This window comes from Epibacterium sp. HA2-3 (genome assembly GCF_055693725.2).
Map to the genome: position 1 here is coordinate 1190012 of NZ_CM172490.1, position 12418 is coordinate 1202429.

Genomic DNA, 12418 nt, shown 5'->3' on the forward strand with positions numbered 1-12418 from the left:
CGGATATACAGGTCAGCATTTATGACCTATTATCTGGTCAAAATGCCAGCAAGTCGTGGTTGAGGAGGACCTGATGAGCACGCAAAAGATTTCGCTCAATGACCGTTACGATCTGGAAAAATCGCCCATTCTCTTGAACGGGACTCAGGCGCTCGTGCGTTTGATGCTGATGCAGAAGGCGCGCGACGTGGCTGCGGGCCTCAATACGGCGGGGCTGGTGACCGGCTATCGCGGCTCGCCGCTTGGCGCGGTCGACATGCAGATGAAGCGGGCCGAAAAGCTGCTGACCCAATCTGATGTGACGTTCCAATACGGGCTCAACGAGGATCTCGCCGTCACCGCGCTTTGGGGGGCGCAGCAGGCGGAAATCCGCGGTGAGGGTAAATACGACGGTGTCTTTGGGCTCTGGTATGGCAAGGGGCCGGGGGTGGACCGCTCTGGCGACGCGCTGCGGCACGCCAATATGGCTGGCTCCTCAAAGCACGGCGGCGTCCTGGTGGCGATGGGGGACGACCACACCGGCGAAAGCTCCACCGTGCTGCACCAGTCCGAGTGGTCGCTCTTGGATTGCTACCTGCCGATCGTGAGCCCGGCAGGGGTTCAGGAAATTCTTGACTACGGCATCTATGGCTATGCTTTGTCACGGTTTTCCGGTCTCTGGGTTGGTCTCAAGACGATGAAGGACACCATCGAGGTGACCTCTGTTGTCGACGGTGATCCCAATCGCATTCAGCTTGTTACGCCCGAAATGGATCTGCCTGCGGATGGGCTGAACATTCGCCTCGATGATGACCGCTTCCGCCAGGAAGACCGCATCATCGACCACAAGCGTTTTGCCGCCGAAGCCTTCAGCCACGCCAACAAGATGGACAAACGGGTCTGGGGCAAGCCCGGGGCCAAGATCGGTTTTGTGGCCGCCGGCAAGAACTGGCTGGATCTGGTTCACGCGCTAAGCCTTTTGAATATTGACGAAAACATGGCCGAGCGCCTGGGTATCACCACCTATAAGGTGGGCCAGACCTGGCCGATGGATATGAAGGGCTTTAATGCCTGGGCCGAAGGGCTCGACCTGATTGTGGTCGTCGAGGAAAAGCGCAAGCTGATCGAGATCCAGATCAAGGAAGCGCTGTTTGACAACCGGCGCGGTCGCCGCGTCTATGGCTGGTACAAGGGCGGTGCGGGCACCCTGCACCGCGAGGAACTGTTCCCCACGAAATATGCGCTCGACCCGATCATGATTGCCGAGAAACTGGGCAATATCCTTATCGAGGAAGGGCGCGACACCGAAGCGATCCGCGCCGGGCTTGCCGATCTTGACGAGGCGCGCCGCGCCGACAACGCCGAGGAAATCGCCTCGCGCCTGCCGTATTTCTGTTCCGGCTGCCCGCATAATTCCTCGACCAAGCTGCCCGATGGCGCGCGCGCTTATGCGGGGATTGGCTGTCACTTCATGGTGCAGTGGATGGACCGGGAAACGGTCGGCTTTACCCATATGGGTGGCGAAGGCGCCAACTGGATCGGCGAGGCGCCGTTTTCCAATAGAAATCATGTTTTTCAAAACCTTGGAGATGGAACTTACAATCACTCCGGGGTGATGGCGATCCGTGCGGCGCTCGCTGAGGGCACCAATATCACCTATAAGATCCTCTATAATGATGCGGTGGCGATGACCGGTGGCCAGCAGGCCGAAGGCGGTCTCACGGCGCATCAGATCGCCCATGAACTGCGCGCGATGGGGGTCAAAACCATCGCCGTGGTCTATGACGAAAAAGAAGACGTGGACGCCAAGCTCTTTCCCAGCGGCATGCGGATGCATGAGCGCGCCGAGCTCATGCAGGTACAGCGCGAGTTTGAACAGATCGAGGGTGTCTCCGCCATCATCTACGTGCAGACCTGTGCTGCGGAAAAACGCCGCCGCCGCAAGAAGGGCCTGTTCCCGGATCCCGATCAGCGGATCTTTATCAATTCGGACGTCTGCGAAGGCTGTGGAGATTGCGGCGTGCAATCAAACTGCGTCTCCATCGTGCCAAAGGAGACCGAACTGGGGCGCAAACGGGCGATTGACCAGTCGAGCTGCAATAAGGATTTCTCTTGCGTCAACGGGTTCTGCCCGTCGTTCCTCAGCATTGAGGGCGCCAAGATCAAGAAGAGCGCGACTGCCAGCCTCGATTTGCCGGACCTGCCCGAACCGCAGCTGCCGGAGATCGACGGCACGCATAACGTGGTGATCACCGGCGTAGGCGGCACAGGCGTTGTGACCATCGGCGCGGTGCTGGCACAGGCCGCCCAGATCGACGGCAAAGGCGCGGGCATGATGGAGATGGCGGGGCTCGCCCAAAAAGGCGGTGCGGTGCATATCCATTGCCGCCTCGCCAACCGTCCCGAAGACATCAGCGCCATCCGCGTGGCCACCGGCGAGGCGCATGCGCTGATCGGCGGTGATCTGGTGGTGAGTGCGGGCGCAAAGACGCTGGGGCTGACCTCGACGGGCCGCACCGGTGCGGTGGTCAACAGCCATGAAATCATCACCGGTGACTTCACTCGAAATACCGATTTTTCCCTGCCTAGCGACAGGTTGCAGGTCGCGCTTCAGGCACGGATCCGGGATCGGCTTGATCTCTTTGATGCGTCGGAACTGGCACGCGTCAGCATGGGAGATTCGATTTTCTCCAACATGATGGTCTTTGGCGCCGCTTGGCAGCGGGGGCTGATCCCGGTGCGGTTTGAGGCGATCAAACAGGCGATCGAGCTCAATGGCGCAGCGGTCGAAAAAAACCTGCGCGCCTTTGATATTGGCCGTTGGGCGGTGCTCTATCCCGACGAGGCGGCAAAGCTGCTGACGCCCAATGTGGTGGAACTACCCAAGTCGCTTGATGAGAAGATCGCCTATCGCCGCGATCATCTGATCGCCTACCAAGGCAAGCGTCTGGCCAAGCGGTATGACAAACTCCTGAGCGGAATCTCTGACGCCCGCCTTAAGGAAGCTGTGGCAAAAGGCTATCATAAGCTGTTGAGCTACAAGGATGAATACGAGGTGGCGCGGCTTCTTCTGAGCAGTCGCGAGAAGGCCGAAGAGGCCTTTGAGGGGAATCTCAAGATCAGCTACAACCTCGCGCCGCCGCTTCTGGGGGGCAAGGACGCCAATGGCCGCCCGAAAAAGCGCAAGTTCGGCCCCCGCACTGAACGTCTGTTCCGCGTTCTGGCCAAGCTCAAATCCCTGCGCGGCACGCCTCTGGATATCTTTGGCTATACTGCGGAACGCAAGATGGAGCGCGCGCTCATCAAACAATACGAGGCCGACATGAAGGCGTGGCTGCCAAAGGCCGGGAGCGTCGACCCGGGCGCCTTGGTTGCGCTTGCGGAACTGCCCTTGCAGATTCGCGGCTTTGGTCCGGTGAAGATGAAAAACGAGCAAGCAGCCGCCAAACGGCGCGAGGAATTGCTCGTGGCGCTGAAACAGGGGGCAACGCCGGTCAAAACGGCCGCAGAATAGGAACAGATCTGACATCTGGAATTAACCGGATGTCATGAATATGTTACCGAGGCCGGGCTAGATACACGCCCGGCCTTGGTCGGGGGAGGGTGCTTTGATCGGTGCCCTTTCCTTGTCTTTACGGAGATCACAAAGACATGCTTGAGCGTCGCCATATCGCGCGCGATATATCCTACTCCCACTCTGCCGAGACGCGGCCGGGTCGGATCATGATCCGTCTGATGGAAAACACCACCGGTCGGTTGCGGCTGATCAAACGGGCCAAGGGCTATGACATGGAAGTCGCCTCCGGGCGCAGTTTCTGGGATGTCATCGTCGAGCGCTATGGCCTCAGCCTTGATGTGGTGGGCGGCAGCCTCGACGCGATTCCGCGCGACAAGGCGGTGATCCTGATCGCCAACCATCCCTACGGCATCCTTGATGGGTTGATGATGGGGCATATCCTGTCGCGCACGCGCGGCGATTTTCGCATGCTGGCGCATCAAGTGTTTCGCAAGGCCGAGGATCTGAACAAGGTGATCCTGCCGATTGATTTTGCTGAAACCAAAGAGGCAATGAAGGTCAATCTGCAGACCCGCAAGGACGCGCTCGATTACTTGGGGCAGGGCGGCGCTATCGGGATCTTTCCGGGCGGCACGGTCTCCACGGCCTCCAAACCCTTTGCGCATCCCATGGATCCGGGCTGGCGCGGCTTCACCGCGCGGATGGTGGCCAAATCGGATGCGGTGGTGGTGCCTTTGTATTTCGACGGCCATACCTCGCGTCTGTTTCAGATCGCTTCGCACCTGCATTACACGTTGCGCATGGGGCTCTTGATTAAGGAGTTCAAAAAGCGCGTCGACACCCCCGTCAAGGTGGTGATCGGTGAGCCCATCGGGCGCGATGTGCTTGACCCCTTGGCAAAGGACTCCAAAGCAATGATGGATTTCCTGCGCAAAGCCACGTATGAGCTGTCACCAACACCGCTCAAATCCTATGACTACGGGTTCGAGTTCGAAGAAAAACACCGGGCGTGACGCGCGCCCGCACACCCAAAGGCAGTGTGACATGGCAGTTGGTATTTTTGATTCCGGTCTTGGTGGTCTGACCGTGTTGGATGCGGCGCAAAAGCGCCTGCCGGATGTGGATTTCCTGTATTACGGCGACAACAGCCATGCGCCTTACGGCGTGCGCGACGCCGAGGACATCTATGAGCTGACGCATAAGGCCGTGCATGACATGTGGGATCGCGGTTGCAATCTGGTGATCCTGGCCTGCAATACCGCCTCGGCGGCCGCGCTGCGGCGCATGCAGGAGGCCGGCGTACCAGAGGGCAAGCGGGTGCTCGGCGTCTTTGTGCCGCTGATCGAGGCGCTTACCGAACGCCAGTGGGGGGACAACTCTCCTCCGCGTGAGGTGGCCGTGAAACATGTGGCGCTGTTTGCGACCCCTGCCACCGTGGCAAGCCGCGCATTTCAGCGCGAGCTGGCGTTTCGCGCCATCGGTGTTGACGTCGAAGCGCAGGCCTGCGGTGGCGTGGTCGATGCCATTGAAGAGGGCGACATGATCCTCGCCGAGGCGCTTGTGAAAAGCCATGTTGATGCGCTGCTGCGCAAGATGCCCCGCCCCGAGGCGGCGATCCTGGGCTGCACCCATTATCCGTTGATGGAAGACGTCTTTCAAAAGGCGCTGGGGCCCGATGTGCAGGTGTTCAGCCAGGGCCGTCTGGTTGCCGACAGCCTCGCGCACTATCTCGAGCGTCGTCCCGAGATGATCGGTGGCGGCAATGCGGGCTATGTGACCACCGGGAATGCCAACCGCGTCAGCAGCCGCGCGACGCAATTCTTGCGACGAGAAATCACTTTTGAAGCGGCCTGAGGGATTATACCCTCGCGCCCAATCTGATGTCCTGCCTGCGCCCGTTGCAGGCCCCCTTCATATCTGAACATTCGAGGTCTCGACATGACCCATAGCGTGGCAATTCTTGGTGCGTCCGGCTACACCGGCGCAGAGCTGATCCGGCTGATTTCTCAGCACCCGAACATCACCATCAAAGCCCTCGCCGCCGAGCGTAAGGCAGGCATGGAGATGGCAGATGTGTTCCCGCATCTGCGTCACCTTTCACTGCCAACCCTTTGTAAAATTGACGAAATCGATTTCTCTGAGATCGATCTGTGTTTCTGTGCGCTGCCGCATAAGACCAGCCAAGAGGTGATCGCCAAACTGCCGGGCGATCTGAAAATCGTGGATCTGTCGGCCGACTTCCGGCTGCGCGACCCTGAGGCCTATGAAAAATGGTACGGCAACCCGCATGCGGCGCTCGAGCAGCAGCAGGAGGCGGTCTATGGTCTCACCGAATTCTATCGCGACGAGATCAAGGGCGCGCGGCTGGTGGCGGGCACGGGCTGCAATGCGGCCACCGGGCAGTTTGCGCTGCGGCCGCTGATCGCAGCGGGTGTGATCGACCTTGATGAGATCATTCTCGATATGAAATGCGCGGTCTCTGGCGCCGGGCGGGCGCTCAAGGAAAACCTGCTGCATGCAGAGCTGAGCGAAGGCTACAACGCTTATGCCATCGGCGGCACCCACCGGCATCTTGGCGAGTTCGATCAGGAGTTCTCGGCTATCGCTGGGCGGCCCGTGAAGGTCCAGTTTACCCCGCATCTGCTGCCGGTGAACCGGGGCATCCTTGCGACCACCTACGTCAAAGGCGATGCACAGGCGATCTATGAGACATTTGCCAAGGCCTATACCGATGAGCCCTTTGTCGAACTGCTGCCTTTTGGCGAGGCGCCTTCCACCCATCATGTGCGCGGGTCGAACTTTGTACATATCGGGGTGACTGCCGATCGCATCGCGGGGCGCGCAATTGTTATCGTGGCGTTGGATAACCTGACAAAAGGTAGCAGCGGTCAGGCCTTGCAGAATGCAAACCTGATGTTAGGTGAGGACGAGACAGCCGGGCTGATGATGGCACCGCTGTTCCCCTGAACATCAAGAGGTCCAGATGAAGTCCCTGAAGAAGCAGCGGCGTATCCAGATCATAGCGCTTGCCACCGTGGCCCTTGTTGGGTCCACGGCGCTCATTGGTTATGCCATGCGCGATGGCATCAACTATTTCCGCTCGCCCAGTCAGGTGATGGAGACCCCGCCCGAGCCGACAGAGACCTTTCGCATCGGTGGCCTTGTCGAAGAAGGCACCCTGCAACGCGGTCAGGGCGAGGCGGTGCGCTTTTCGGTGACCGATGGTGGCGCCAGCGTGCCGGTCACCTATGTGGGGGTTCTGCCGGATCTCTTTGAGGAAAATCAGGGCATGGTGGGGACCGGGCGATATGTCAACGGTGTCTTTGAAGCCTCTGAAATCCTTGCAAAACATGACGAGACCTACATGCCCAAAGAGGTCGTGGATGCCTTGAAAGAACAAGGTGTCTACCGCGAAGGCGACGGCTGATCTCTTTACAATCCGGTCTGTTTTGACAACGCGCCCGGCGATCACCGCCCGGGCGCGTTGCGTTTGCAGCGCACGGTCCGACCACCGGATCGAAAGTCGCATGCGATAGTCTTCCTGCCAGTTCCCGATTGGAGGATCTTGCATGGATGTTGTCAAAATTGCCCAAGAGATCGTCGCCCGTGAGGGGGGCTATGTGAATGATCCCGATGATCCGGGTGGGGCAACCAAACATGGCGTGACCATTCACACCATGCGCCGACTTGGGCTGGATCTCACCGGCGATGAGAGGGTGGATGCGCGCGATGTGCAGGCCCTGGGCCGGAAGGAGGCCGTAGAGATCTTTCTGCGCGAATACTATCGCCGTCCGCGCCTGCATCTGCTGCCGGCGCCTCTGCAGGCCAGCGTCTTTGATATGCATGTCAACGCGGGCGGCAACGCGGTGCGGATCCTGCAGGAGTTGCTGTGTGAGATGGGCTATGATCTCAGCGTGGACGGCGTGATCGGGCCACACACGGCCAAAGCGGCTGCGACCGCCGGAGAGGTCAATATGGACGCGCTGGTCAATGCCTATGGGATCGCGCGTCGGAACTACTATTTTCAGCTGGCCGAGCGACGTCCGCAGAGCCGTAAATATGCCCGCACGCGTACAGGCAAAAAGGGCGGCTGGATCCGGCGCGCAGAAGAGTTCATAGCGCCGCGTTATCATCTCACAGTGGCTGAATTTCATACGCGCACCGCGCATTGGGCTTGAGGTAAACACATGTTTTCAATGCTTTGGGAGACGTTCTTTGGGGGGCGTCGCAATCTTGTGCGCGAAACGGTCGAAGTGTTTCGTGAAAATTCCGAACAGTCGGCGGTGCGCGCGCATGATCTGCAGGCCGCGGCTCTGGCGCAATTTGCGGCGGAATTTCTAGGTCAGAAGAGCGGTTTTGACCGCTTTATGGATGGGCTCAACCGCCTGCCGCGACCGATGCTGGCACTGGGGACCTTGGGGCTCATGGGGGCCGCAATGCTGGACCCGGTGTGGTTTGCCGCGCGCATGCAAGGCATCGCGCTGGTGCCAGAGCCGCTGTGGTGGCTCCTGGGGATTGTGGTGTCGTTCTATTTCGGCGCGCGTGCGCAGGCCAAGTCGCAGGCGTTTCAGGAAGGGATCGCGCGCAGTCTGGCGCGGGTGCCGCGGGCTGTTGAGAACCTGGAGAGCCTAAACGCCCTTCGGCAAGGCGCTGATCCTGTTGAGAAAAATGAAACCTCGGACAATCCCGCACTGGCGGACTGGCACCGTGATCGGCGCGGGTGAGAGCGCAGCTGCCTGCGGCGCGGCGACGCGGGCAAATGTGATTGGCGCGCAGGCAGGAGCGGGATATAGAAACAGGTATGATTACAGAGCTCGGTCACTTCGCCCTCATCCTCGCCTTTATGATCGCCATCGTGCAGACGGTTGTGCCCCTGATTGGTGCGCATAAACGCTGGCCCGGCTGGATGGCCGTGGCGGAACCCGCAGCACAGGCGCAGTTCCTGTTTACGGCGTTTTCCTTTGGGGCGCTGACATGGGCCTTTGTGACCTCGGATTTCTCGCTGCGGCTGGTGACGCTCAACAGCCACTCCGCCAAACCGATGATCTACAAGATCTCGGGCACTTGGGGGAACCATGAGGGCTCCATGCTGCTCTGGGTGCTGATCGTGACGCTCTTTGGGGCCATGGCCTCGGTGTTTGGAGGCGGGCTGCCGCCGACACTCAAGGCGCGGGTGCTCAGTGTGCAATCGGCCATTGGCGTGGCCTTTTTCGCGTTCATCCTTTTTACCTCCAACCCCTTCTTGAGGCTGGAAAATCCTCCCTTCGACGGGCAGGATCTCAATCCGCTGCTGCAAGATCCGGGCCTCGCGTTCCACCCGCCGTTTCTGTACTTGGGCTATGTGGGGCTCTCGATGGCGTTCTCCTTTGCTGTGGCTGCCCTGATCGAAGGGCGGGTTGATGCGGCCTGGGGCCGCTGGGTCCGGCCCTGGACATTGGCGGCCTGGGTGTTCCTTACGATCGGCATCGCGCTGGGGTCCTGGTGGGCCTATTACGAGCTTGGCTGGGGCGGCTTCTGGTTCTGGGATCCCGTTGAGAATGCGTCCTTCATGCCATGGCTTCTCGCCGCTGCGCTTCTGCATTCCGCGATCGTGGTGGAAAAGCGCGAGGCGCTCAAAAGCTGGACCATCCTTCTCGCGATCCTCGCCTTTGGTTTCTCGCTCATCGGCACCTTCATCGTGCGCTCTGGGCTTTTGACGTCGGTCCATGCCTTTGCCAATGATCCAGAGCGTGGCGTGGTGATCCTGGGGATTCTCGCCTTCTTTACCGGCGGCGCGCTGCTGCTCTTTGCCCTGCGCGCGCAGGCGATGGAGGCCAAAGGCGTGTTCTCCATGGTCAGCCGGGAGAGCGCGCTGGTGGCCAACAACCTCTTGCTGGCGGTCAGCTGCTTTGTGGTTTTTGTTGGCACGCTTTGGCCGGTGGTGGCGGAGATGGCCTTTGATCGCAAGCTTTCGGTCGGGGCACCGTTCTTTGATGCGGCCTTCCCGCCCTTCATGGTGGCGCTGGGGCTCTTGCTGCCGATCGGCTCGATGCTGCCGTGGAAGCGCGGAAAAGGCGCCAAGACGCTCTGGACGCTGCGCTATGGCATCGTACTGGCGCTGGCCCTTGCGGGTCTCGCCTGGGCGATCCAGACCGAAAAGAGCCTGCTTGGCCCCGTTGGCGTTCTGCTGGGCGCTTGGGTCGTGAGCGGCGCTGCACTCGATTTGTGGCAACGCGCAGGGCGCAAGGACCGGCTCGCGCGCCTGATGCGGTTGCCGCGTGCCGATTGGGGTAAAGCGGTGGCGCATGCCGGGCTTGGCGTGACGATCTTTGCCGTGGCAGGGCTGACGGCCTGGCAAAAAGAAGACATCCGTGTTGCCAACCTCAATGAGCCGTTCCGCGTCGGTCCCTTTGAGCTGGTGCTGTCTGCGGTCGAAGAGGGGCGGGGGCCGAATTACTTCACCACGATGGGCGTGGTGGATGTGACCCGCAACGGCAAGGACGTCGCAACTCTCCGGCCGGAGAAACGCGTCTATCCGGTCGCGCAGATGCCCACCACGGAGGCGGCGATTGATTATCGGTTTACCCGCGATCTCTATGTGGTGCTGGGCGATGCGCAAGAGGGCGGCGGATTTACTCTGCGCACCTATATCAAGCCCTTCGCCAACTGGATCTGGGGTGGCAGCCTGCTGATGGCCCTTGGCGGCTTCCTGAGCCTCTCGGACCGTCGGTTCCGGGTTGCGGCCGGGGTGCGCAAGGCCCCAACCGAGGGGGTGCCCGCGGAATGAGACCTCTGTTTTCTGTGGCGCGCAGTCTCGCGGCCTGCCTTGCGGCCCTGGTCCTGAGCCTTTCACCTGCACTGGCGGTGCAGCCGGACGAGGTTCTGGACGACCCGGTCCTGGAAGAGCGTGCGCGCGATCTCTCGGACGGGCTGCGCTGTCTTGTGTGCCGCAACGAGAGCATCGACGAGTCCAACGCCGATCTGGCCCGAGATCTGCGCCTCTTGGTGCGCGAGCGCCTCGTTGCCGGGGATAGCGACGAAGAAGCGATCGACTTTATCGTGGATCGTTACGGGGAATATGTGCTGCTCAAGCCCACCACGCAGGGGGCCAATTGGATCCTCTGGGCGGCGGGGCCCATGATGCTGGCGCTCGCGCTGCTCATTTCGTTCATGTATCTGCGCGGCCGCGCCACGGCGACGGCTGGACCAGAGGCAGACGGGCTCTCGGCCGAAGAACAAGAACGCCTGCAGGAAATATTGAAAGACTGAGTTCTCTTCCCGTCCTGCGGGAAGGAGGGCGCCGAGGGCGTGCTGGATTGCCGCCCTTGGCGTGATCTGCTAAAGAGGCCTTGGTCTGCAGTTCACCAAGGCTCCGCCACGCGCTAAACCTGCATCACATTGCTTCCATTGGACTCCTGATCGGGGTGCCACTGGATAAGGGCGGACATCCATATGGCCTGCGCCATATCCGGCATCCTGAAGTTACGGAGGACATGATGTCCAAGGATGTGATCCGTCTGACCATTCCTGATGTGTCGGATTTTGCGAAGCATTTACGCCGCGCGTTTGCGCAGGCGCCCGGCCATGTGGAAATGCTGAACCATGTGGCCCGCGCTGCGGGGTATCGCAATTTTCAGCATCTGCGCCAACAGAACCCGCCAACACCCGAGATCGACCATAAGCGTATCGCGCGCGCGGCGCGCTATTTCGATGCGCAGGCGCGCTGGCAGAGCTGGCCGACCAAACGCGGTGTGCGAGATCTGTGTCTTTGGGTGATCTGGGCGCGTCTGCCGTCGCGGACCTACTTCAGCGAGCGGGAGATTTCGGCCGTCATTGACGAACACTGCGTGTTTCGCGATGCCGCACAGATCCGCCGGAGCCTGATCGAAATGGGGCTTTTGCGTCGCAACCGGGATGGATCTGATTATCAGCGGGTCGAGACGGCGATGGACCCGCATGGGGCTGCGCTGATGTCTTTGCTCTCCGAGCGGCAAAAAGCGCAAGAAAATCCCTAAATAGCCTGACGCGGCGTTTGTCTTTTCGAGGTCGGATGCTTAGGTCAACATGCGCATAACTCGAACAGGGATATTTCACGCATGGACTACCGCGACATTCAGTATTCGCTTGAGAACGGGCTTGCGACCGTCACTTTGAACCGCCCGCAGAGCATGAATGCGCTCACCAGCCAGATGCGGGCGGAGATCACCCATGCGATGAAAACCGCCGCCGAAGAGGCGCGTGCGGTGGTGATCACCGGCGAAGGCAATGCCTTTTGTACCGGTCAGGACCTGAAGGATGCCTCCTCGAGCGGCAACCAGATCGATTTGGAGCGTACGCTGCGTGATGAATACACGCCCATGCTGGAAGCGATCTACACCTGTCCGGTGCCGACGATCTCTGCGGTGAATGGTCCGGCAGCAGGGGCGGGCGCCAATCTGGCACTGGCGGCGGATGTGGTGATCGCAACCGAGAGCGCCTATTTCCTGCAGGCCTTTGCCAAGATCGGGTTGATGCCGGACGCGGGCGGTACCTGGTTCATGCCGCGCCAGATGGGGCTGGCCAAAGCCATGGGCGCGGCGCTGTTTGCCGACAAGATCACCGCCCGTCAGGCGAGCGATTGGGGCATGATCTGGGAAGCGGTTGCGGATGACGGGTTTGAGGCGCATTGGCGCGCCCGTGCCGCGCACCTGGCCACTGGCCCCTCCAAGGCCTTTGGCGCCATCAAGCAGGCGCTGCGTCAATCCACCACCAACAGCCTGCCAGATCAGCTGTCGCTGGAGGCGCATCTGCAGGGGGAACTGGGCCGCAGCCGCGATTTTATGGAGGGCGTCACCGCCTTTGTGGAAAAGCGCAAACCGGATTTCGAGGGGCGCTGAGGCCCCACTTGTTATGATCCCACGAAAAAGCCGCCCCCGATGGAGGGCGGCTTTTGTTTGCTCAAAG

At 60.6% G+C, this 12418-nt stretch carries 11 protein-coding genes; all 11 read left to right on the plus strand.

Features of this window, described 5'->3' with window-relative positions; all coding sequences use genetic code 11:
• Positions 1-73 precede the first annotated feature (73 nt).
• The 11 genes from ACZ1HH_RS05495 (at position 74) to ACZ1HH_RS05545 (ending at position 12351) form a co-directional block, all read left to right on the plus strand.
• Complete coding sequence (locus ACZ1HH_RS05495; protein WP_487320418.1) at positions 74-3493, plus strand: indolepyruvate ferredoxin oxidoreductase family protein; 3420 nt, start codon at positions 74-76, stop codon at positions 3491-3493.
• Between the two features lie 137 nt (positions 3494-3630).
• Complete coding sequence (locus tag ACZ1HH_RS05500; RefSeq protein ID WP_472636083.1) at positions 3631-4509, plus strand: lysophospholipid acyltransferase family protein; 879 nt, start codon at positions 3631-3633, stop codon at positions 4507-4509.
• 31 nt (positions 4510-4540) lie between these two features.
• On the plus strand, positions 4541-5350 hold the full coding sequence (locus tag ACZ1HH_RS05505; protein WP_011538462.1) for a glutamate racemase: 810 nt from the start codon (positions 4541-4543) through the stop codon (positions 5348-5350).
• Positions 5351-5434: 84 nt separating this feature from the next.
• Positions 5435-6463 (plus strand): N-acetyl-gamma-glutamyl-phosphate reductase, encoded by a 1029-nt coding sequence (gene argC / locus ACZ1HH_RS05510; RefSeq protein WP_472636084.1) that lies wholly within the window; start codon positions 5435-5437, stop codon positions 6461-6463.
• A gap of 16 nt (positions 6464-6479) precedes the next feature.
• Positions 6480-6923, plus strand: coding sequence for a cytochrome c maturation protein CcmE (ccmE, locus tag ACZ1HH_RS05515; protein ID WP_472636085.1), 444 nt, complete (start codon positions 6480-6482; stop codon positions 6921-6923).
• A 142-nt stretch (positions 6924-7065) separates the two neighbouring features.
• Complete coding sequence (locus tag ACZ1HH_RS05520) at positions 7066-7674, plus strand: holin-associated N-acetylmuramidase (protein WP_472636086.1); 609 nt, start codon at positions 7066-7068, stop codon at positions 7672-7674.
• 9 nt (positions 7675-7683) lie between these two features.
• Positions 7684-8220, plus strand: a complete 537-nt coding sequence (locus ACZ1HH_RS05525) for a holin family protein (RefSeq protein WP_487320419.1) — start codon at positions 7684-7686, stop codon at positions 8218-8220.
• Between the two features lie 77 nt (positions 8221-8297).
• The gene (locus ACZ1HH_RS05530; protein WP_416368312.1) at positions 8298-10262 is read left to right on the plus strand and encodes a heme lyase CcmF/NrfE family subunit; all 1965 of its coding nucleotides are present in this window, start codon (positions 8298-8300) and stop codon (positions 10260-10262) included.
• Positions 10259-10744 (plus strand): cytochrome c-type biogenesis protein, encoded by a 486-nt coding sequence (locus ACZ1HH_RS05535; RefSeq protein WP_416368313.1) that lies wholly within the window; start codon positions 10259-10261, stop codon positions 10742-10744. Before ACZ1HH_RS05530 ends, ACZ1HH_RS05535 begins: the two co-directional genes overlap by 4 nt.
• Positions 10745-10971: 227 nt before the next feature.
• Complete coding sequence (locus ACZ1HH_RS05540; protein ID WP_472636088.1) at positions 10972-11490, plus strand: DUF2087 domain-containing protein; 519 nt, start codon at positions 10972-10974, stop codon at positions 11488-11490.
• 81 nt (positions 11491-11571) lie between these two features.
• Positions 11572-12351: an enoyl-CoA hydratase-related protein gene (locus ACZ1HH_RS05545; RefSeq protein WP_472636089.1), complete on the plus strand. Its 780-nt coding sequence runs from the start codon at positions 11572-11574 to the stop codon at positions 12349-12351.
• Positions 12352-12418 lie beyond the last annotated feature (67 nt).

Bases quoted from the DNA above. Each gene is read 5' to 3' on its own strand.
- ACZ1HH_RS05540 (WP_472636088.1), top strand. From the start codon at position 10,972: ATGTCCAAGGATGTGATCCGTCTGACCATTCCTGATGTGTCGGATTTT.
- ACZ1HH_RS05545 (WP_472636089.1), top strand. From the start codon at position 11,572: ATGGACTACCGCGACATTCAGTATTCGCTTGAGAACGGGCTTGCGACC.
- ACZ1HH_RS05525 (WP_487320419.1), top strand. From the start codon at position 7,684: ATGTTTTCAATGCTTTGGGAGACGTTCTTTGGGGGGCGTCGCAATCTT.
- ACZ1HH_RS05535 (WP_416368313.1), top strand. From the start codon at position 10,259: ATGAGACCTCTGTTTTCTGTGGCGCGCAGTCTCGCGGCCTGCCTTGCG.
- ACZ1HH_RS05495 (WP_487320418.1), top strand. From the start codon at position 74: ATGAGCACGCAAAAGATTTCGCTCAATGACCGTTACGATCTGGAAAAA.
- ACZ1HH_RS05520 (WP_472636086.1), top strand. From the start codon at position 7,066: ATGGATGTTGTCAAAATTGCCCAAGAGATCGTCGCCCGTGAGGGGGGC.
- argC (WP_472636084.1), top strand. From the start codon at position 5,435: ATGACCCATAGCGTGGCAATTCTTGGTGCGTCCGGCTACACCGGCGCA.
- ccmE (WP_472636085.1), top strand. From the start codon at position 6,480: ATGAAGTCCCTGAAGAAGCAGCGGCGTATCCAGATCATAGCGCTTGCC.
- ACZ1HH_RS05500 (WP_472636083.1), top strand. From the start codon at position 3,631: ATGCTTGAGCGTCGCCATATCGCGCGCGATATATCCTACTCCCACTCT.
- ACZ1HH_RS05505 (WP_011538462.1), top strand. From the start codon at position 4,541: ATGGCAGTTGGTATTTTTGATTCCGGTCTTGGTGGTCTGACCGTGTTG.
- ACZ1HH_RS05530 (WP_416368312.1), top strand. From the start codon at position 8,298: ATGATTACAGAGCTCGGTCACTTCGCCCTCATCCTCGCCTTTATGATC.